At 27.7% G+C, this 23,030-nt stretch carries 14 protein-coding genes; 12 read left to right on the top strand and 2 right to left on the bottom strand.

From position 1 onward, the window contains the following. The first annotated feature begins 19 nt into the window (after positions 1-19). From NG901_RS14545 to NG901_RS14525, 5 genes are all read left to right on the top strand, one after another. Complete coding sequence (locus NG901_RS14545) at positions 20-1,276, top strand: DUF1015 domain-containing protein (RefSeq protein ID WP_252216076.1); 1,257 nt, start codon at positions 20-22, stop codon at positions 1,274-1,276. 434 nt (positions 1,277-1,710) lie between these two features. Continuing rightward, positions 1,711-3,030: a hemolysin family protein gene (locus NG901_RS14540; protein ID WP_252216074.1), complete on the top strand. Its 1,320-nt coding sequence runs from the start codon at positions 1,711-1,713 to the stop codon at positions 3,028-3,030. A gap of 394 nt (positions 3,031-3,424) precedes the next feature. Then, entirely contained in the window at positions 3,425-7,846 is a 4,422-nt protein-coding gene (locus NG901_RS14535; RefSeq protein WP_252216072.1) for a CehA/McbA family metallohydrolase, read from the top strand. Between the two features lie 198 nt (positions 7,847-8,044). Further along, complete coding sequence (locus NG901_RS14530) at positions 8,045-9,196, top strand: YibE/F family protein (protein WP_252216071.1); 1,152 nt, start codon at positions 8,045-8,047, stop codon at positions 9,194-9,196. 176 nt (positions 9,197-9,372) lie between these two features. Continuing rightward, a complete protein-coding gene (locus NG901_RS14525) occupies positions 9,373-10,719 on the top strand; it encodes a cell wall-binding repeat-containing protein (protein WP_252216069.1) in 1,347 nt (448 codons plus the stop codon). 61 nt (positions 10,720-10,780) lie between these two features. Here the strand turns inward: NG901_RS14525 and NG901_RS14520 are convergent, their stop codons facing one another. Continuing rightward, complete coding sequence (locus tag NG901_RS14520; protein WP_252216067.1) at positions 10,781-11,473, bottom strand: 5'-methylthioadenosine/adenosylhomocysteine nucleosidase; 693 nt, start codon at positions 11,471-11,473, stop codon at positions 10,781-10,783. A 289-nt stretch (positions 11,474-11,762) separates the two neighbouring features. Between NG901_RS14520 and NG901_RS14515 the strand changes: the two genes are divergently transcribed. The 7 genes from NG901_RS14515 to NG901_RS14485 all read left to right on the top strand — a co-directional run bounded on the left by NG901_RS14515 (position 11,763) and on the right by NG901_RS14485 (position 21,687). Then, positions 11,763-12,524, top strand: coding sequence for a tRNA threonylcarbamoyladenosine dehydratase (locus NG901_RS14515; RefSeq protein ID WP_252216063.1), 762 nt, complete (start codon positions 11,763-11,765; stop codon positions 12,522-12,524). A 512-nt stretch (positions 12,525-13,036) separates the two neighbouring features. Then, positions 13,037-14,956, top strand: coding sequence for an FUSC family protein (locus tag NG901_RS14510; protein WP_252216060.1), 1,920 nt, complete (start codon positions 13,037-13,039; stop codon positions 14,954-14,956). Between the two features lie 467 nt (positions 14,957-15,423). After that, the gene (locus NG901_RS14505; RefSeq protein WP_252216056.1) at positions 15,424-15,585 is read left to right on the top strand and encodes a carbon storage regulator; all 162 of its coding nucleotides are present in this window, start codon (positions 15,424-15,426) and stop codon (positions 15,583-15,585) included. A gap of 367 nt (positions 15,586-15,952) precedes the next feature. Further along, positions 15,953-17,326, top strand: coding sequence for a flagellin N-terminal helical domain-containing protein (locus NG901_RS14500; protein WP_252216053.1), 1,374 nt, complete (start codon positions 15,953-15,955; stop codon positions 17,324-17,326). A gap of 488 nt (positions 17,327-17,814) precedes the next feature. After that, complete coding sequence (locus NG901_RS14495) at positions 17,815-18,771, top strand: GNAT family N-acetyltransferase (protein WP_252216051.1); 957 nt, start codon at positions 17,815-17,817, stop codon at positions 18,769-18,771. Positions 18,772-18,946: 175 nt separating this feature from the next. Then, complete coding sequence (glcT, locus tag NG901_RS14490) at positions 18,947-19,801, top strand: glucose PTS transporter transcription antiterminator GlcT (RefSeq protein ID WP_252216041.1); 855 nt, start codon at positions 18,947-18,949, stop codon at positions 19,799-19,801. A gap of 248 nt (positions 19,802-20,049) precedes the next feature. After that, the gene (locus NG901_RS14485; protein ID WP_252216038.1) at positions 20,050-21,687 is read left to right on the top strand and encodes a PTS transporter subunit EIIC; all 1,638 of its coding nucleotides are present in this window, start codon (positions 20,050-20,052) and stop codon (positions 21,685-21,687) included. 99 nt (positions 21,688-21,786) lie between these two features. Here NG901_RS14485 and NG901_RS14480 read toward each other — a convergent pair whose 3' ends face one another. Next, positions 21,787-22,281 (bottom strand): PTS sugar transporter subunit IIA, encoded by a 495-nt coding sequence (locus tag NG901_RS14480; protein ID WP_252216035.1) that lies wholly within the window; start codon positions 22,279-22,281, stop codon positions 21,787-21,789. Positions 22,282-23,030 lie beyond the last annotated feature (749 nt).

The following is a 23,030-nucleotide window of genomic DNA, read 5'->3' as shown; positions in this document are numbered from 1 at the left end:
TAATTAGGAGGAAGTTTAAATGGCTGTAGTTAGACCTTTTAAAAGTATTAGACCAATTAGAGAATTAGCATCAAAAATAGCAGCTCTGCCATATGATGTTATGAATAGTGAAGAGGCAAGAGATATGGTAAAGGGAAATCAATATTCGTTCCTTCATATTGATAGAGCAGAAATAGATTTAGATCCTTCAATAGATGTACATGATAAAAAGGTTTATGAAAAAGCCAGAGACAATTTAAATAAAATGATTGATGATGGTGAGTATATACAAGATATTAATCCTTGTCTGTACATATATAGACAAATAATGGATGGAAGATCTCAAACAGGAATAGTATTTTGCGCATCTATTGATGATTATCTTAATGGTGTTATAAAAAAACATGAATTTACTAGACAAGATAAAGAAGATGATAGAATAAAGCATGTTGATTGCTGTGATGCAAATACAGGTCCTATATTTTTAACTTATAAAGAAGATCAAATTGCATCAGAAATTATTGAAGCATGGATTGAAAATGAAAGTAAAAGAAAACCGCTATATAATTTTGTGTCAGAAGACGGAATTACTCATATTGTTTGGGCAATTGATAATGAAATCATAATAGATGAAATAGTAGACTTGTTTAAAGAAATAGATTATTTATATATAGCAGATGGACATCATAGATCAGCTTCGGCCGTTCAAGTTGGATTAAAGAGAAGACAAGAAAATCCTGATTACACTGGAGAAGAAGAATTTAATTATTTCTTAGCAGTAGCATTTCCAGATAATGATTTAATGGTAATGGATTATAATAGAGTAGTTAAAGATTTAAATGGATTAACTAAAAATGAGTTACTAGATAAATTAGGAGATAAATTTGATATATCAGATGCTCCAACTAATGAGCCATTTAGACCTTATAAAAAGCACATGTTTGGCATGTACTTAGAAAATAAGTGGTATGTATTAGAAGCAAGAGAAGGAACTTTTAATGAAAAAGATCCAATCTTAAGTCTTGATGTATCAATACTACAGAATAATTTATTAACTCCAATATTAGGTATTGAAGATGTAAGGACATCACCTAGAATAGATTTTATTGGAGGAATAAGAGGTTTAAAAGAATTAGAACGCAGAGCAAATACTGATATGAGAATAGCTTTTTCAATGTATCCAACAGAAGTTAGAGATATAATGAAAGTAGCAGATATTGGAGAAGTAATGCCTCCAAAATCTACTTGGTTTGAACCTAAATTAAGAAGCGGATTATTTGTTCATAAATTAAAATAAATGTCTCTGCAAAATAAAGATTAGCTAAATAAAACAGACTGACTAAGAAGAGAAAAAGGGACAGAAAATACCAGAGGAAATCAAAGGTAATTAATAAAAAGGGCTATTATAGATAAAATAATGGGTTAGAAGGAATAAGGTAAGATATTGATTTTCAACGCTTGCAAGAGTATTGAAGAGAAATATTGAAAAGCCTTATTCCTTTTTATTTTCCTCATTTTTATCAACTTATTCTAGCAGCCATTTAAGTGCAGTTGCTCATTAGAAAATTATATCGGCTGTAAATTATTGTATAAGATAATTTTAACTAAACTATTGAAACTAATTATGAATAATTAAAATATATAATTAGGAACAATATAAATATATATAAATATTTTATATATGGCATTATCATGATTTTTATATTATATAAATTGGGGAGGAATATAATAATGCAACCAGAAGTTGGGTCTGTGAATATAACTTCACAAATAATTTTAATAGTAATTTTAACGTTAGTTAATGCATTTTTTGCGTCAGCAGAAATGGCTATAGTGTCATTAAATAAAAATAAAATAAAACTTCTTGCAGAAGATGGAGATAAGAAAGCAATAATTTTATTAAAACTTATGGATGAGCCCACTAAATTTTTATCTACTATACAAGTGGGTATAACTCTTGCAGGATTTTTCAGTAGTGCTTCTGCTGCTACTGGAGTATCACAAGATTTAGCACGTTATTTAAGTAAACTTAATATACCTTATAGCAATAAAATAGCATTAATAATAGTAACTGTTATTATATCTTATATAACATTAGTATTTGGAGAATTATTTCCAAAGAGAATAGCACTTAAAAAATCTGAAGCTATCGCAATGTTTTCTGTAAGACCTATATTATATGTATCTAAAATAACAGCTCCATTTATAAAACTTCTTTCTGCATCAACTAATATATTAGTTAGATTATCAGGTCTAGATAAAGATGGACTAGATGAAAAAGTGTCTAAGGAAGAAATAAGGTCATTAGTAGAAGTAGGTCAAGAACATGGAGTAATAAATGAAACAGAAAAAGATATGATAAACAGTATATTTGAGTTCGATGATAAATTGGCAGATGAAGTAATGACACCAAGAACAGACGTATACTTAATTAATATAAATAAACCATTAGAAGAATATTTAGATGAATTAATAGAAGAAAAATATTCTAGAGTGCCTGTATATGAAGAGGATATAGATAATATTATAGGTATATTATATATGAAAGATTTTATGCTTGAAGCACGTAAATATGGCTTTGAAAATGTAGATATAAGAAAAATACTACATTCACCATATTTTGTACCTGAAACTAAAAATATTGATGATCTATTTAATGAACTTAAAAGCTCTAAAAAGCATATGGCAATACTAATAGATGAGTATGGAGGATTTTCAGGTATAGTTACAATAGAAGATTTAATAGAAGAAGTTATGGGAAATATAGATGATGAATATGATGAAGAGGAATGTTATATACAAAAGATAGATGGTAACACATTTATAGTTAATGGATTAATGCCTATAAATGATTTAAATGATTATCTTAACATACAGTTAGTTTCAGAAGATTGCGATACTATAAGTGGATTTTTAATCAATTTTATAGGAAGAATACCTGAGGATATAGAAGAAAAAGTTATTGAATATGAAAATGTAATATTTAAAATAGAATCAGTAAAAGAAAAAAGAATAGAAAAAATAAAAATATGTATACAGAGAGATAAGTGAACATAATAATAAACCGCTCTCTAGAAAAAATAGAAAATATAATTTTATCAGAAAAAGACAAGTTATCCCCACACTTTAAAGATTTAAATTTTAGAAGATATCCACAAATTTATAAGAATAAGTCTTATTATTGTTGAGAATAAATTTAAAATTGTGAATAAGTTATTTCTCTTAATAAATTATCAAAAATACTATTAAGATTATAATGTGATTATTAGTAAAGTTTAAATGAAATGATAAAATTGTAAAAATATTATTATAAAAATAACATTTTTACAATTTTTGGAAAGATAATAATTCAATTATGTAAATATATTTTCAATTATTGAAATGCAAATATGTATAATATATACTATTAATTATAAATAATTTACAATTAATGGGAGGGGAAGTAATGTTAAAGAAAAATAAAAAACTACTTGCATTATTAATTTCTATATCAGTTTTAACTACTTCTATTATTTTGCCAGTTGAAAAATCTTTTGCTCTTGATGAGATAATTGATTCAATTTCAAAAGCTAATTCAGAAACTAAAGTTGATGAAAACGCAGCCAAGGAAGAAAAGAATGAAGAAAAAGTTTTAGAAGATAAAGTTGAAGCAGATAAAGAGGAAACTTTAGAGGAAAATACTGATAAAGGCAAAGGAGAAACTTCAGAGGGGGAAGTAGATAAGGATAAATCAGAAGAGAATTTAGAGAGTAATTCAAAAGATGAACTTGATTCCATAAAAAATGTAACCGATAACATTGAGCCGGAAAAAGAGGGAGTACAGAGTGCAGAAAAAGTAAATGAAGATAATGAAAAAGATAAAAATGAAGAAAATACTGAGAGTGATAGTGAAGTAAAAGATATAATAAGCATTGAAGATGCTTTAAAAATAGAAAAGAATCAAGAAGCAACTGTAGAAGGTGTAGTTTCTTTCAATGATTCAAGTAAAACATTATATATAGAAGATGATACAGGCGCTATATCAATATCTAATTTTGGAACTCAATTTAAGTTTGATAAAGTAAAAAAAGGAAACAAGGTTAAAGTAACAGGTAAAAAAGGTGAGTTTCATAAATTAGCACAACTTCAAGTAAAAGAAATTAAAGTTACTGAAGAAAATTCTGATTTAAAACCAGAAACTGTAACAATCTCAGAACTAAAATCAGGCAAATATGATTCAAAATATGTAAGTATAGAAAATGCAATTGTTGATGAAGGCAAGGATAGTAAAGGTAAAAAAATTTTTTTATTAAAACAAAATGATGAAACTATAGATATTTTTAGTAATCCATCTGGTATAAAGGTTGGTGATAGAGTAAATGTTGAAGGTACTATGGGGAGATTTGATGATGCTATTCAAATTTATGGAAAATCATGTACTTTTATTAAAACAGATGTAGGTATAACTCATAAGAATATTGAAATCGCTGATATAAATGAAGATTTAAATGTAGAAGCAGATTTAACTGGAATTGAAATTAGTAATGTAGATTTTTATTATAAAGTTACTGGAGCTGAAAAGTTTGAAAAATTAGAAATGGTAAAAGGCGAAAATAATAAATATAGTATTACTTTACCAAAAGAAAAATTAGATTTAAAAGGTATGGAATATTATATATATGCTAAAGACAAGAATGACGAAACTAAGACAGATATTTATTCTATGAAAGTTACAAATGGTACTGCACCTGAAATATATGATATGCTCCCAGGAGAAAATTCTAGAGTAAGTATGGAAGCGTTTTCTGAAATAAAAGCTTCAATTAAGTCTGATAAAGGAATAGATATAAATTCTGTTAAAGTTTATTTAGATGATAAAGATGTTACGGCAAATAGCACAATAAAAAATGATTCAATACAATATGTACCTAATGAAAAACCTACATTTGGATCACATAAGGTAAAAGTGGAAGTTAAGGATATTGTTAATAATGTTACTACTAAAGAATGGACATTTAGAGTATTTGACTCTGATGCTAAATTAAAACATTTATTTGGACAACTTCATGCACATACTAATATTTCAGATGGAAGCGGTTCACTAGATGAAGCTTATAAATGGGTAAAGGAAAACGGAGCGGATTATTATGCAGTAACAGACCATTCAAACTGGTTTGATAATGATAAAGATGCAAATTTAGCAGATGGATCAGTTAGCCAAAAGTGGACACAAGCTCATAAAATAGCTGATGAATATAATAAACCTGGAGATTTTACAGCTATTTATGGATATGAAATGACATGGTCAGGTTCTACTGGCGGATGGGGTCATATAAATACATTCAATACACCAGGATTTGAGACAAGAAATAATAAAGCCATGGATTTACAAAATTACTACAAGACTATTCAAACTCAGCCTCAATCAATATCTCAATTAAACCACCCAGGCAAGACTTTTGGTGATTTTGCTGACTTTGGATTTTATAGTGAAGGTGCTGACAAATATGTAAACTTAATTGAAGTAGGTAATGGTGAAGGTTCAATAAGAGGATCAGGATATTTCCCAAGTTACGAGTATTATACAAGAGCTTTAGATAAAGGATGGCATGTTGCTCCAACTAACAGCCAAGATAACCATAAAGGAAATTGGTTTACATCTAATAATGCTAGAACAATAGTACTTGCAGATGATAATTCAAGAGAATCTATATATGATGCTCTTAGAGAAAAGAGAGTATATGCTTCAGAAGATACTGATATGACAATAGATTATACAGTAAATGATGAAGTGATGGGAAGTTCTTTAGGAGATGAGGATAAGCTTAAGTTTAAGATAAATGCAAATGATCCTACTGATAAGATAAAGAAAGTTTCAATAATTGCTAATGGTGGAGTTGAAGTTGAATCTAAAACTTTCAATTCTAATGATGCTAACTGGGAATTAACTTTAGATCCAGAATATAGTTACTATTATGTTAAGGTCGTGCAAGAAGACAAGGATATATCAGTAACTTCTCCTGTTTGGGTTGGAGATGCTTTAAATGTTGGGTTATCAAATGCATCTGTTGATACTGATATGACATTACCAGGTGAAAATGTAGAACTTAATGTTGGATTCTTCAATAATGGTGAAAATGAAGTTAAGGATGTTAAGTTTGAATTCTTTAAGGATAAGATAAATTCTGATAATAAAATAGGTGAAAAAGTAGTTGAAAAGGTAGGAAGTACTCAAACAGAGAATGTTAAGTTTAATTGGAAAGCAGATAAAGAAGGAGAATATACTTTATACGCAAAAGCAACTGTTAAATTAGATAAGGGAGAAAAAACATTTACTACTAGTGCTAAAGTAAAGATTGTAAATCCAGAGAATGTTAAAAAGATATTAGTTGATGGAGCTCACTATAATCAATATGTAACAGGTGATTATGCTGGAAAATATACTGCATTTAAGAGTTTATTAACAGAAAAAGATGGGCTAACAGTAATAAATAAAGAGAAGATAACTGATGAAACTTTAAAAGATGTTAAGATATTAGTTCTTACAAATCCACAAAGCACTGATAATGGAGATTTAAAAGCAAGTAAATTTCAGGATAGTGAAATACAAGCCATAAAGAGATATGTAGAAAATGGAGGAAATGTAATAGTATCAACTAGAGCAGACTATAAAGATGGAAAAGGTGAATATAGCAATGGAAGTCAAATGAATTCTGTTTTAGAAGCTATAGGAACTAAGTTAAGAGTAAATGATGATGAAGTAATTGATAATACTACTGGCGGAAAAGAAAAATATAGATTATATTTAAAAAATTATGATTCACCAAACTACAATTTACTTAATGGAGTTAAGAATGGTGAAGATGAATATAGTTTTTATAATGGTGCATCAGTAATTTTAGCAGATGGGGCAAATGATGAGGGCGTTGATTTCTTAGTTAAAGGATTTGAGACTACTGAAACAAAGGATGCTGATGGTGATAAAGATAATGTAGAAGTTCCTAAAGGAAGCGTAAATACAATGGGGGTTGAACAGTTAAGTAATGGTGCAAAAATAGTAGTTTCAGGAAATACTTTCTTCTCTGATTTTGAGATTGATGGTACTAATGGAGAAAAATATTCTAATATAAAAATTACAGATAATATTGTAAATTGGATGATGCCGTCTAAGGAAACTAAAACAATTAAGTTAGGTGACATCAGAAAAGATAGTAATAATGATGGAACACCAGATTTATATGGTAAAAAGGTTACTGTTGAAGGATATGTTACTTCACAATCTGAAGCTGTAGAACCTATGAATTCATTCTTTGAAGTTGTATATATTTCAGATGAAACTGGTGGAGCATGTATATTTGGAGTATCTAGTACTAAGCTAAAAGTTGGTCAAAAAGTTAGAATTACAGGTGTAGTTGATGCTTATCAAGGTGAACTTGAAATTTCATTAGCAGATAGAAATGCTGGACCTGTATCAGGAAATATTGAATCTAAAAATGTTAAATTAATAGATGAAAATATAGTTGATGTAGAACCTATAGATCTTTCAACAGGTGATAGTATGTTACCTATTAATGGTGGAAAACTTGTTAAAGTACAAGGAAAAGTTATAAGAACGGACAAGCAAAACCTATATATTGATGATGGATCAGGTATATCAAGAGTATATGTTGAAGGATATATTTGGGACGGAATAAATAAAGAAGAATCTTTAGGTAAATGGGATAAGAACATTGAAGTTGGTGATAAAGTTTCAGCAATTGGGTTAGCATCATGGGATCCTGAAGGTGGTAGATTAAGAGTAAGAAATACTGGTGAAATTAAATTTCAAGAAAATGTTGTGAGCAAACATTGGGAAAACAAAAACTTAACAAGAAATAGAGTTAATTAATTTTTAAACTTAAGAAGTAAAAGATAATTAATATTAGAAGAAGTAAATCATTATTATAGAAGGCATTTAGTTTTGAGCTATGTTTATATAAAGAAAGTTTTGTGAAAAATAAATTATATATTTAGTTAAAGAGATAGTTATATTAAACACTCATTAACAATGTCCTTCTGTATAGTGAAATAAGGGGAGCGTTTTTCTGTGGAGATAAAAAAATATAAAATAGATATTATATTCATAATAGTAACTTTGGTTTTAGGCTTAGCTATTATATATTCATCAAAATTTATATTTACTGGTGGATTTATAGACGATAAGGCAAACCGAGGTGTTGAATATTATAAAGCACAAGTAATTCAAGTTAACAAGGAAAATCTTAAAGAGGACAAGTATATCGATGATATAGAATTAGGTTATCAGGAAGTTAAATTAAAAATTCTAGATGGACCATATAAAGATAGTGAATACAATGTACTTAATAATATAAGTAGGCTTTATAACACTAAGGTAAAGACTGGTAGCAAAGTTATAGCTGCGTTGTATATTAAAGATGGAAATATAAATGATATTATGATTTCAAGCTTTACAAGAAGTCATGTATTAATAACTATGGGAATGTTATTTTTAGTTTCAATATTATTAATAGGTGGATTTAAGGGAATTAAGGCAATTGTATCGTTAATATTTACAATAGTTTGCGTTATATATTTGATGTTACCATTAATGCTTAAAGGGGTAAGTCCTATATTATCATCACTTATAGTTGCAGTTGTAAGTATAACTATAACTCTTATATTGATATCAGGAATAAATAGAAAGAGTACAGCAGCGATACTTGGAACTTTATCGGGGGTTATTATTGCAGGTATATTTGCTTATGTATTTGGACTATGGGCTAATCTTTCAGGAGTAAATTTGACTGATGCAGAAAGCATTATGTATATATCTGAAACTACAGGTCTTAAAATAAGAGGAATAATGTTTGCAGGAATATTAATATCTGCTTTAGGCGCTGTAATGGACGTAGCTATGTCAATATCTTCATCTATATTTGAAATTCATTCTATAAACAAAGATATGTCAATAAGTAATCTATTTAAAAGTGGGATGAATATAGGGAGAGATATAATAGGTACAATGGCTAATACTTTAATTTTAGCTTTTGCAGGAGGCTCTTTAAATCTACTTATTTTAATATATTCTTCTAATATGACTTTTAATAGATTAATGAATCTAGATGTAATAGGGACAGAAGTAATTCAAGGACTTGCAGGAAGTATTGGAATAATATTAACGGTTCCAATAACAGCAATAGTTACTTCATATTTATGTAGATACAAAAAACAAATATGATTTTTAATTTGTTAATGAATTGAATTCAAATAAGGTTTAAGTAAGTTTTTTTATTAAATAAATTATTAATCAGTTTTAAACTTAATGGTAGGTTAAGGACGTTATTTTTATTAAATCTAAAAGTTCAGTGGATTTAAAAATAATATGAGTTGAAATTATGGAAGGGGTAAAATTTTATGAAAAGTGCTAGATTAAAAAAGATTATAGCAGCGGTAATGGCACTATCAATTGTGGCTTCTGTATCTCCAGTTGGAGCATCAGCAGCATGGAAGCAAGATAGTAATGGATGGTGGAATGATAAGGGAAGCTCTTATTCTGTTAGCTGGGAAAATATAAATAACACATGGTATTACTTTGGACAAGATGGTTATATGAAAACAGGATGGGTAAATAATAATGGAGCATGGTATTATACAGATGCTTCAGGTGCAATGAAGACAGGCTGGGTTAATGATGGTAGAAATTGGTATTATACTTCTCAAAGTGGAGCAATGCAAATTGGTTGGATCAATGATAATGGAACATGGTATTATGCTGATAGTTCAGGCATAATGAAGACAGGTTGGGTAAGTGATAATGGAAAATGGTATTATACCTCATCAACTGGAGCAATGCAAACTGGTGTAGTTAAGGTTGATAATAAGGTTTATTCATTAAGTGAAACTGGAGCTATGCAAAAAGGTAATGTTGTTATTGAAGGAAAAACATATATCTTCTCTGAGAGTGGAGAATGTGTAAGTGGTGAAGTTCCTAAGATAGCTAAAGAATTTGCTCAAGGAAATATAGATGTAACGACAAACCAAAATGCAAATAACACTAATTATGGAACTGAACAAAAAAATGATACGGAAAAAGTTAATGATAATACAGAAAAAAAGTCAGGCGGTTCTAAAAAGCATCATAGTAGTTCAAATTCAAATTATTCAGATTTATCTAAGTTAAATATAGATAAACAAGACGTATCTTTTAATTATGAAATTAAAAATAACGCTGAATATGATGTGAAATGTGAAATGTATAATTCAAATAATAAGATTGTAGATACTATAAAATGGGATAAGCCGGATAAAATAAATGGTTCAAAAGCTACTATTTTTATAACAGATATATTAGGAGAAATGAATCAAAATGATTATATAGTATCACAAATTAAAAATAATAAAGGGACAAGTCTTAAATCATCTAAGATGCAAGTTGTAAGTAAAGATAAATTAACTAATGAAATAACTAATGCATGTACTAAAAAAGAAGATAGTAAATTTAATTGTACAGTTCAAGGTAAGGGAAACTTTGAAGAAGGAACTTATGTATTATATGGATTTGAATCTGATAATAGTGCATATGTAAAAACTGTTTACTGTGATGGTAATACTAATACATTGGAATTTAAAAATGTAGGATATAACTGGATTAAAAGTGGAGCAGCTAAGATGAAGCTTGCAAGAATTTATGATACTCAAAAAATAAGTGATAACTTGGGAAACTGTAAGGTTCAAGTTTCTGATTATTTTACTATGAAGTAAGTTTACTCTCAACTAAAAAAGGTCCCAGCTGGTGACTGTCACCAGCTGGGACCTTTTGTTCTTATAGTTTTTCTAACATATTTTTAAGTATATTAGTTGAGTTTTTAACTGCAATTGGAGTGAATTTTTCGTAATCCATATGAGCTCCGTTATTTGCATTATCCGAAATTGATCTAATAACTACGAATGGAATTGAATTCAAGTAACAAACTTGAGCTATGCTAGCGCCTTCCATTTCGCAAGAAATAGCGCCAAATTCTTTTTCAAGCCATTGAATTTTTTCTAAGTTAGCAACGAATTGATCTCCAGAAACTATCCTTCCTGTAAAGCTGTTTAGTTCAGATATTTCTTCACAAGATTTTTTTGCAGCAGAAACCATGTCTTTGTCACATTTAAAATCAAATGTATCAAGTCTTGGAATTTGCCCAATCTTATCTCCAAATGCTGAAGTATCCATATCGTGTTGTACTAAATTTTCAGCTACAACTATGTCGCCTGGGTAAATATCTTTTCCAATACCACCAGCAACACCAACATTAATAACTTTATCAACATTGTATTCAGATATTAATATTTGAGTACATACAGCTGAATTTACTTTACCTATTCCGCAAACAACAGCAACAACATTTTTACCTTTTATAGTTCCTTTGTGAAAAATCATGTTTGCTTTTTCTTTCTTTTCTTCAAGATTTAAATCTTTTAATAATATTTCTAATTCTTCTGCCATAGCAGCTATTATTCCAATTGTCATAAAAATCCTCCTAAAAATAAATTACATTCTGTTAAGTTATAATTTATATTATAAACATTAAAAGAAAAACTTAATAGTAATTTTAATATTAATTAATGTTAAAATTATATCCAAGTTAGTTGAGTAGAATACTCTTATTTTATGATATAATATGAGCGAAAGATTTCATAGTATAATTTATCTTTTTATATAAGAAACTAAATTTATATAATGTAGAAATTTTATAATATGATTTATTTAATAGGGGAATTTTAAACAATATAAATTAAAATTATAAGGAGAGAAGAAAATGTTAGCACAACATTCTTTATCAAGAACAGAATTGTTAATAGGAAAAGATGGTTTAGATAAATTAAAAAATAGTAAGGTAATGGTCTTTGGAATCGGTGGAGTAGGAAGTTACACTGTTGAATCACTTGCAAGAGCCGGAGTTGGAGAGTTAATATTAGTTGATGATGACACTATTTGTTTAACAAACTTAAATAGACAAATACATGCTACATATAATACTATAAGTAAGTCTAAAGTTGAAGTTATGAAAGAAAGGATTCTTTCTATAAATAAGAGTTGTAATGTTATAACTCATCAAATGTTTGTCACTCAAGACAATATATCTGAGATAATTCCAGAAAATATTGATTATATAGTAGATGCAATAGATACAGTTTCAGCAAAACTTGGATTAGCAGAGTATTGTTATAAAAATGATATAAAAATAATGAGTTCTATGGGTACAGGAAATAAATTGGATCCTACTCAATTTAAAGTTACAGATGTTTTTAAAACAAGCGTTTGTCCATTAGCAAAAGTAATGAGACATGAATTAAGAAAAAGAGGAGTACAAAAGTTAAAGGTAGTATATTCGGAAGAAATTCCTTTAAAACCTAAAGTAGAAGATGTTGTTACTTGTAAAACAGGATGTGTTTGTACAGGGGGAACTAAAAAATGTGCCATTAGGAGACAAATACCTGGAAGTATATCTTTTGTGCCACCAGTTGCAGGAATGATAATTGCAGGAGAAGTTATAAAAGATATTTTAGGAATTAAGTAATTAAGTAAAAAAATTATTTTATCCACAATAAAAGTAGGATTAAATGTTTTATAAATTAAATAACTGAAATAAGTGTATAATATCTAATGATTCTACTTATGTTTAGTGAATAGTATACAAATATACACTAGTTTTTATTTTTAAATAATATAAAACGTCTATAAATGTAAAAATAAGAATAATGTATATTTTATTTTTCTGTTTTTTAAGTATGCTTTAAGAAAAGACTTGAAAGAATATATGATTAGAAAACTAATTTTGTGCTTCTATCATATAGGCCAGTATATGACAAAAATGTGTAATAAATAACGAGCTTAATTTTAACTGGAATTTACATACTACACAATATGTTGAGTATTTTAACAAAAGTTATCAACAACATATTGTGGATAGTGTTGATAACTTTATAAAAAACATAAAAATATCATGCGATAATAAAATATTGTATGATATTTTATTTTATGGTAAAATGCTTTTTAACTCTTAAAAATCAAAAGAAAAAAGGTGATTAAATGAAAAAGAAAATAGTATCACAAACGATATTATTTATATTTATAATGGTATTTGTAATAACTTTTAAAACTATATTCGGAGATGACAATATATTAATAGGAGTTACTACCATAACGGGCATGCTATTATTCTTGACAAAAGATTTAACATTAAATCCTGTAAAAAATACAGTAGGACTAATGGTTTTCAATGTTTTAATGGGGATAATTACGTATTTAGCATCAAGCAATATGTTCTTAGCCATACCGCTTAATTTTATAAGTCTATTTATAATAGCATATAGACTATGCTATAACTTAAATTCTCCTAGCTATATTCCATTTACACTTCAGTATTTATTTATGTTTTCTTTTCCAGTTACAGCTGATAAATTACCATTAAGATTATTATCATTAGCGTTTGGAGCTGTATCTATTATGGCAATTCAATTAATAGCAAACAGAAACAGAGTTTATAAAAAAGGTAATAAGCTTTTAGCAAAAAGTTGTACTAGTATGTTACAAAAGATTAGAGCTATTAGAAATAATGAGTCATTTGAAGAAATAGATAATGAAATAAAATCTTCTATAAATGAATTCAGAAAAATTATTTATGATAAAAGAGCAGAGCATTTTTATATAACAGAAGAAAGTAGAATAAAACTAAATATTTCCCTATCATTAGATAAATTAAATGCTCTCTTAGATGATATTGAAAGAGTTAAAAGAGGCGATGATATTGAACAAATCAATGAAATAAAAGAAATAGAAGACGATATAATAATATCAATTGATAATGTGAAAATATGTTTTGAAGATGAAAATAACTTAGAAAATTTAGATGCATTATTTAATGAACTATTAGAAAAATATAATGTAAAAAATTCTAATAACATTATTATAGCAAGAATGCTTAATTCTTTACATTTATTAAAAACTAGCTTATATGAACTAAAAGGTTTAGATAAGAAAAAATATAATCTTATTAATAAAGGTGATGAAATACCAAACCAATTTAAAGCAATGTATATTTTTAAAAAACATTTTGCACTAGATTCTCTAAGATTTTCTTATGCATTTAGATTAGGACTTGGTGTTGCTATTGGTGGATTTATAATGGATTATTTTAATTTATCAGAGGGAAGATGGATTATATTCACTATACATTCATTGGTTCAACCACATTATGAAGTATCTAAAGAAAAATTTAAGTATAGAATATTATCAACATTTGTAGGTACAGCTATAATTGCAACTTTATTTTACATTTTTAAAGATTTAACTATGAGAACTATGATTATTATGATGGCTGGATATATAAGTGGATATATAAAGGAATATAAATATAATATGATATGCGTTACAATATCAGCAATAGGTTCTGCAGCACTTATGGGTGGAACAGCTGTTTTAAGTATCAATAGAATTGTGTATGTTATAATAGGATCTATTATTGGACTATTATTAAGTAGATTTGTATTACAATATAAAGCTATGGATGCTAAAAAAGATCTTATAGAAATGAATGAAGGCGTAACGATAGAATTATTAAGAACTATGGAAGAATTAATAGATGGAATGAAGCCAAACTATGATTTAATAAGAAATAATATTCTTATATCAACAATGATTGAAGAAAAGTTAAAATCTAATAATTTTGATGAAGATAATGAAGAATTAATAAATTATATAAATTCTAATAGATTATTAGTTACTAATATATATGATTTATACACTTGGTTAGACAATAATAATCATTATAAAATACGTGAAGATATAAGAACTATAATTAAAAATAAGAAAATTAATATTAAAGATAAAATATCATATTTAGAAGATAAATTAGATAAAATTAAAGAGTTAAATATAAAGGTGGCTCTTGTTGATTATATTGAAATTTTAAATGGCATAAATAATTTAGATGATATTAGCGTTATATAATGTAGAGATTATTTAATATTTGTTAAAAATACCACTTAATTTTATTAATTGAGTGGTATTTTTTTATTTGTTTTAAATAGAGATATGTAAAAATAGAATTTTATTGAAAAAAATCATATATATGCTATAATTAGAATGAGCGAGTTACATAATATATAATTTACCATAAAAGTTATTTATGCTCTTAGAAAAAAATTTTAAAATAAGTATAAAGTGGATAATAAATCTTACGATAATATAAATATAAGATAATTCAGGATGAATTTAAATGTCTCAGGAAGAGGCTTGTCTTATAAAATAACAAGAAGTTATTTTACTTTAAATTTAAAAATTGTTCTCATTGCAAGATGCAATGAGAGTACTCAGGAGGAGCATATAACCCTATTATAGTTAGCAGGAAGCTAATGAAATTAGGGTATGCTCCCATTTTTTTATTTATACGACAAGCGTTAGGGGGACTGTATTGAATGTTAGTTTTAGGTCGTAAACCAGGTGAATATATAGTAATAGATGACAAAATAAAGGTTGCAGTAATAAGAAGTGAAGAAGGCAATTTAAGACTTGCAATTGATGCACCAAGAGAAATTAAAATCGTAAGAGGCGAAGTATACGAAAGTATGAGTAAATAATATTTTCATATTTTATGTAAAATTTAATAATAGTACAAGCTCAGGAAGAGTGATTTTCATTAAATATTAGCAGGAAGCTAAGTTTTAATGAAGATCGCTCTTTTTTTATTTCGATTTTGTCCCACAACGCAGGGAGTTGAGAGTGGAGAATGGAGAGTTAAGGAAGTTTTCTTCACTTCGTTGCAGAAAAACTTATATTAATAAATTCAAAATTTTTCATAGAAAAATTATCAACACACTTTCAACTCTCCGCTCTCAATTCTCAACTCAAAACTGTTAGTTATCCCGTAAGGGTTTCTATAAATATAAAAAAATAAATTATGGTGGAAAAGGATGTCCACTTCAAAATTCAAGGAGGTATTTTATTATGATAATCAATCACAATATGAACGCAATGAACGCACACAGAAACCTAGGAATGAACACTGTTAACAGTGGAAAATCAATGGAAAAATTAAGCTCAGGTTTAAGAATAAATAGAGCTGGAGATGACGCAGCAGGTCTTGCAATCTCTGAAAAAATGAGAGGTCAAATCAGAGGATTAGATCAAGCTACAAGAAACTCACAAGATGGTATCTCAATGATCCAAACTGCAGAAGGTGCTTTAAATGAAACTCACTCAATTCTTCAAAGAATGAGAGAATTATCAGTTCAAGCATCAAATGATACTAACAATGATGCAGATAGAGGACAAATACAAAAAGAAATCAACCAATTAACTTCAGAAATTGACAGAATCGGAAATACTACAGAATTCAATACTAAGAAGTTATTAAATGGAGAAACTGATGTAAAGGCTACTTTAGGAGATGATCTTAAAGATGTAGTTAAAGTTACTGGATCTTCAGATAAAACTAAGGTTGATACAGAATTTGCAATAACAAAAACAGTAGTAGGAACAGGAGAAGAATCAACAACAGCTATAGCTACTAATGCAGATATTGGTGCTGCTGATGTAACTTTAAAAATTGGTGATAAAAAACTTGTGTTAGCAGCAAAGACTAAGACAGCAGATATACTTGGTAAGGTTAATGACTTCTTAAAGAAAGAAGGAATAGATGCAACTGCAACAGCGTCAGCAGGTAATAAATTAGTTATAACAGCAAATCAAGCTGGATCAGCTGTCAGCTTAGGAAAAATAACAGATGATGTTGCTGCAACAGGAAAAGATGTAGCTGCTACAGTAAACAATGGAACAGATGCAAAAATCACAGTTGGTGGAAAAGATATTACAGGTAAAGGTAATTCTATAGAAATTAAAGATGAAATTGCAGGTGCTGAAGGATTAAAAATCGATGTCTTAAAAGCAGCAGGTACTGTTACTAAAGGAAATGTTAAAATTGATTCAGTAGGAGCAAACTTACAAATAGGTGCTAACGAAGGTCAAAATATAGCATTATCAATAGGAGATATGAGAGCTAAATCTTTAGGTGTTGATGGTATAGATGTAAGTAATGCTAAATCAGCAGACAAATCAGTTACAATAATACAAAAAGCTATAGACCAAGTATCAACTGAAAGATCAAAACTTGGTGCATACCAAAATAGATTAGAACATACAATCAATAACTTAGGAACTTCAAGTGAAAACTTACAAGCTGCAGAATCAAGAGTTAGAGACGTTGATATGGCTAAAGAAATGATGAACTTCTCAAAGAATAACATTCTTAGCCAAGCTTCACAAGCAATGCTTGCTCAAGCTAAGTCACAACCAGAAGCAGTTCTTCAATTATTAAGATAATTAGGAATTATGTGAGTTAACATTTATTCAATAAAGTTAAATCAATTTTTAACACATTAAAAAGTCAGGGCGAAAGTTCTGGCTTTTTTTAGTTGAAAGTTGATAATGGAGAGTAGTATATAAAATCATTTAGAGGATTTTATATGGATTTATAGAATATGTAGCACAATTAATATAGCTTTAAAAGAAGATTCTAAAGAATGTGATTTTGAAGTTCAATTTAACATAAAAGGTTTTAAATTAAGTTTAAAAAATAAACATATAATTTTTTATTCACCCCTGGGGTGTAAATTTTTACAGGTACAAGTTTAAAGATCTTTAGTTGTTTTAAGGATATGAAATTTAGGTTATATACTCATTAAATAAATTAACTAATTTCACCAACACCTATGGTATACGCAGGTTAAAAATATTATAATATATATAAGGTAGCACTTTCATTAATAAATGTAAGTGCTATTTCAATTAAATGCAGTGGGAGAATTTTGATGGAATCTAATTTGAAGGTTAAAATAGAAGTAAGTAAGTTATCAAAGAAAGAATATATAATAAAAGATAAAAGCGATATAATTATTGGTAGATTTTATATAATAGAGTTTGCTGATTCAAGCAAAAAATGTGATATTAAACTTAATTTTTATAAAGCTTGTAAATGTGAATTATTAAAAGAGACATTAAAACTGATTCTTAGGGCTGTATTTAAGGATTTAAATATATTTAAAATTAATATTAAAACTGTAGAGGGAATAGAGATTAGTTCCTTTTTAGATTTAGGGTTTACTTTAGAGGGGATATTTAGTGAAAATCAATATCATGAGGGTGAATTTTTAGATGAATTATCATTTGGAATAACTCGTACAGAGTATAATCATAAAATAAAATCTTTATTTATAGAATTAAAAGGCAAAAATATAGTATTAAGAAATTTAACACCTGGAAATGCAAATGACTTATTGGAATATTACATAAGAAACAAGGAGTATCTAGCTCCATTTGAACCTAATAGAGATAATAATTTTTATACATTGGATGGGCAAAGAGATATATTAAATGAAAGTTATAGACAATTTTTAAATGGAAGTTCTATTGAAGTAGGTATATTTAAAAATGATAATTTCATTGGAAAAATAAAAGTATCTAGTTTAGTTTTTGGAAGTTTTAAAAATGGTATCTTAGGATATTCTATAGATAAGCTAGAGCAAGGACATGGATATATGAAAGAAGCTGTTAATCTTTTTATAGATTATCTTTTTACTGAAGAAGATCTGCATAGAGTAGAAGCGTCAGCACTATTAGAAAATGAAAAATCAAAAGGTGTATTAAAAGGCTGCAGATTTAATGAATTAGGTATAAATAAGAAATATTTATTTATTAATGGTCAGTGGAAAGATCATGTTACTTATTATATTACCAAAGAGGAATTTTATAGAAAACAATCTAAATAAAATATATATTTTTAGAAAGTATGTACGCTTTTTATTGAAACTTTCAATTTTTTTAACTAATAAAGCGTGATACAGTTACTTTGTTAAAAAAATACGAATTATGATTAAATTTAATGATATAATTAATTATGAGTTATTATAAATAATAAATTTTGTATATAGAAAGGATAGTAAAATGACAATAATACTTAATAAAAGCGAAGTAGTGTCAAAGGTTTTTAATAATAATATAGTTTTAGTTGATTCATCTGATAAAGAAAAAATACTTTTTGCTAAAGGTATAGGATTTGGTAAAAAGCCGGGTCATGTCATACCTGAAAATACAGAAATAGAAAAAATATTTACCATAGAAAACAAGGAAAATATAAAAAGCCTTCAAGGTATGATAGAAAAAATTGATGATGAATTCTTTGCAGTTTGTGAAGAAGCTATATATGAAATATCTAAACAATTGAATGAAGAATTAAATGAACATATACACATTGGTCTAATAGATCATTTATTTTTTGCAGTTAAAAGAATGAAAAATGATGAACAAATAGAGAATCCTTTTTTAGTTGAGACAGAAACTTTATATTCAGAAGAATTCAGATTAGCTAAAATAGTGGCAGAAAGAGTTGGGAGCTATTCAAATGTAATGATACCTGATGGAGAAGTTGCATTTATAGCGCTTCATATACATTCTTCATTAAATAATGGTAAACTTTCTAATACAATAAAAAATACTTATTTAAGTAGCACTATAGCTGAATATGTTGAAGATAGATTAGGAATAAAAATAAACAAAAAATCTTTAGATTATGCAAGATTTTGTACGCATATTAAATTTGCACTTCAAAGAATAATGGATAATACATGTGTTCATAATGATTTATCTAGAATTATAAAGAAGACATATAAGAAATCATATTCAATATCAGAAGGAATTGCTAAGATTATTGAAGATGAACTTAAAGTGAAGGTTACAAAGGATGAAGTTGCATTTTTAACTATTCATGTTGAAAGATTCAAAGTATCTAAAAATAATTAAACCTTTACAAATGGGAAATAATATGATATTATGTTTATATAATTAAGGTGTAACTGGTAAAGCAGGCAAGACTTAATATAAGTAAAGAAAAATTTATTACAATACTGTTTTTGATTGAATAAATTTTTCTGGGCTTATATTTAAGTCTTTTTTATTTGCATAATTTTTAGCTGGTCAGCTAAAAATAGCAATATATACTTACATAACATTTAATTTTATTTTATTTAATTAGTTTAGGAGGAATTATTATGCTTCAATATTTACAAAGAATAGGTAAAGCTATAATGCTACCAATCGCAGGTATATTATTAGGAGTTGGTGGAGCTTTACTTGGAATTGCAGGATTAAATAACCCACCAGCAGTTTATGAACCACTTATAGCATTTGTTAGTATTCCAGCAGTTACTGCTATATTAACAGTAATGAAAAATATAGGTGATATTATTTTTGGAAACTTGCCAATACTATTTGCAGTTGGTGTTGCAGTAGGTCTTGCTAAAAAAGACAAAGGTACAGCAGCATTAGCATCAGTATTTGGATTTATAGTAATGAATCAAGTTATTTCAACATTACTTGCTTTAGGAGTTACTCAATTAGGAGTCCTTACTCCAGATAGCATTGGTAAATACGCAACATATATTACAACTAACTTAGGTATATTTACATTAAACATGTCAGTGTTTGGTGGTATTATCACAGGTATTATTACAGCAATATTACATAATAGATTCCATGAAATCCAATTACCACAAATATTAGGATTTTTCTCAGGATCAAGATTTGTTCCAATAATAACAGCAGTTACTATGGCAGTTGTAGGAGCTATATTAGCATTCTTATGGCCAATAGTTCAAGATGGTATTGGAGTTATAGCTAATGCAGTTAGAAATGCAGGATTTATAGGAACATTCTTCTATGGAGTTATTGAAAGAGCATTAATTCCATTTGGATTACATCATGTATTCTATACTCCATTCTGGTTTGGATCATTTGTTGATGGTCAAATATTAGTTAATGGAACTTGGCAAACAGTAGCAGGTGCTAACACAGCATACTTTGCTCAATTATCAAGCATGACTGATTTAGTAGGTGCATCAGCTGACACTATGTCAACAATAGTTGGTGGAACTACAAGATTTATGGCAGGTAAATTCCCATTCATGATGTTTGGATTACCAGCAGCGGCTTTTGCTATGTATAGAGCAGCAGCTCCAAGCAAGAGAAAAACGGTTGGATCATTATTATTAGCAGCAGCTATTACTTCATTATTAACAGGTATTACTGAACCATTAGAATTTACATTCATATTCGTTGCTCCAGTATTATACGGAGTACACTGTATATTAGCAGGTTTATCATTCATGTTAATGGATATATTCAATGTATTTATAGGAATGACATTCTCAGGTGGATTAATTGACTTTAGTTTATTTGGATTACTTCCAGCAGGAGCAGGAGTTCCAACTAAATGGTTTATGGTTCTATTAATAGGAGCAATTTATGCAGTAGTTTACTATTTCTTATTCTTATTCATGATCAAGAAGTTTAACTTAAAAACTCCTGGTAGAGATGAAAATGAAGAAGAAACTAAATTATACACTAAAGCTGATTTCCAAGGCAAAAATGGAAGTGCTAAGAGTGAAATAGTTGAAAAAGCACCAGCTGTATTAGCAGCATTAGGTGGAGAAGAAAATATTGTAAGTGTTGATGCTTGTATAACAAGACTTAGAGTTGAAGTTAAAGATAAAGCTAAAGTTGATAAAGCTGAATTAAAAACTTTAGGTGCAGCAGGTGTTATGGAAGTGGGTAATGGAATCCAAGCTATATTTGGAGCTAAAGCTGACGGATATAAAAACGCTATTAATGATATATTAGGTATTAGTTAGTAATTAGTTTATACAATTAGTTTATAAAAATTTTGCCCTAGTAGATAAATATTAAGTTATCTACTAGGGCATTTAAATTTTGTGAATCTTTTAAAAAAATTATAGAGTATATTCTATTATTGAAGTTTCACCAGCTACAGTATCTACATTTTCAGTAGCTTTTATTGATTTTAATGTATCAACATTAGTTATTAAAACAGGAGTTGTTAATGGAAGTCCTTTTGATTTGATAAATTCTCTATCAAATTTTATTATAGGAGTTCCAGCTTTAACTTTAGTTCCTTGTTCTACTAATTGTTCAAATCCTTCTCCATTTAAAGATACAGTTTCGATACCAATATGAACTAAAAGTTCTATACCATTTGCTAATGTCATTGCAAATGCATGCTTAGTATTAAATACTAAAGTTAATTCACCATCTGCAGGAGCAACAGCTACATTGTCAGAAGGTTCTATTGCTAAACCGTCTCCAGCCATTTTTTGAGCAAAAACTGGATCTGGAACTTCTGATAAAGGAATTGATTTACCTGTAATAGGTGCTACTAATTTTAAATTGCTATCTTCTTTTTTATTCTTTTTAAATAATCCAAACATAAATTATATCCTGACTAACCAGGATAATTCACATCCTTTCTCTACATTATGTACTTGTATATTGTATTTTTACCTACATATTAAAAAATATAAGCATATTACTATTAATGTTTAATAAAAAAAGGCATAAGATTTCTCTATCTAAGAAAACTTATGCCTGATTTAACAGTAACACGTCTAGATAATTATATAATCTTATATTAAGGATGTCAATAAACTTTAATTACGTTTACAATTATAATTTTAGTGTCTATTTATATAGTATATAATGTTAAAATATAGGTTGATAATAAATAATATAGATGAAACTATATGAAATAAAGGATAATAATGTAATAGAATGGGGAATACTAAACCACGTGTATCAATAGTAGAAAAATAAAAAAAATAGCAGAATAATGAATAATTAGGGACTTAAACCCTGAAAATACGAGAAATAAGTCTAAATAGCTAAAAAATATATGGTAAGATAAAACACGTCCTTGAGACAAGTTAACAAATTTAAAAAAATGATTTAATTTCTCTTTAAGCAGAGCTTGAGAGTAAAAATAAAGAAAGTTTTTTAAAAGAAAAATGTTGACAGAAAAGTAACAAAATGTTATACTGATGAAGTCGCTTAAGGGTGACACAATAAAACAAAAGTTGACAAGAAAGTCAACAATGAAAATTTGGTCTTTGAAAATTGAACAGAAATCAAGAAACATTAAAATAAACCAGCAATTCTTTATTTGAGTAAGTCAAGATTAAAC

Source organism: Clostridium sp. CMCC3677 (assembly GCF_023845585.1).
Taxonomy (GTDB): Bacteria; Bacillota; Clostridia; order Clostridiales; family Clostridiaceae; genus Clostridium; species Clostridium aquiflavi.
The sequence above is the reverse complement of the archived record's forward strand: the minus strand, read 5'-3'. Positions and strand labels throughout refer to the sequence as shown.

Coding starts and splice junctions, on each gene's coding strand:
- NG901_RS14545 (WP_252216076.1), top strand. CDS start 20: ATGGCTGTAGTTAGACCTTTTAAAAGTATTAGACCAATTAGAGAATTA.
- NG901_RS14540 (WP_252216074.1), top strand. CDS start 1,711: ATGCAACCAGAAGTTGGGTCTGTGAATATAACTTCACAAATAATTTTA.
- NG901_RS14535 (WP_252216072.1), top strand. CDS start 3,425: ATGTTAAAGAAAAATAAAAAACTACTTGCATTATTAATTTCTATATCA.
- NG901_RS14525 (WP_252216069.1), top strand. CDS start 9,373: ATGAAAAGTGCTAGATTAAAAAAGATTATAGCAGCGGTAATGGCACTA.
- NG901_RS14520 (WP_252216067.1), bottom strand. CDS start 11,473: ATGACAATTGGAATAATAGCTGCTATGGCAGAAGAATTAGAAATATTA.
- NG901_RS14515 (WP_252216063.1), top strand. CDS start 11,763: ATGTTAGCACAACATTCTTTATCAAGAACAGAATTGTTAATAGGAAAA.
- NG901_RS14510 (WP_252216060.1), top strand. CDS start 13,037: ATGAAAAAGAAAATAGTATCACAAACGATATTATTTATATTTATAATG.
- NG901_RS14505 (WP_252216056.1), top strand. CDS start 15,424: ATGTTAGTTTTAGGTCGTAAACCAGGTGAATATATAGTAATAGATGAC.
- NG901_RS14500 (WP_252216053.1), top strand. CDS start 15,953: ATGATAATCAATCACAATATGAACGCAATGAACGCACACAGAAACCTA.
- NG901_RS14495 (WP_252216051.1), top strand. CDS start 17,815: ATGGAATCTAATTTGAAGGTTAAAATAGAAGTAAGTAAGTTATCAAAG.
- glcT (WP_252216041.1), top strand. CDS start 18,947: ATGACAATAATACTTAATAAAAGCGAAGTAGTGTCAAAGGTTTTTAAT.
- NG901_RS14485 (WP_252216038.1), top strand. CDS start 20,050: ATGCTTCAATATTTACAAAGAATAGGTAAAGCTATAATGCTACCAATC.
- NG901_RS14480 (WP_252216035.1), bottom strand. CDS start 22,281: ATGTTTGGATTATTTAAAAAGAATAAAAAAGAAGATAGCAATTTAAAA.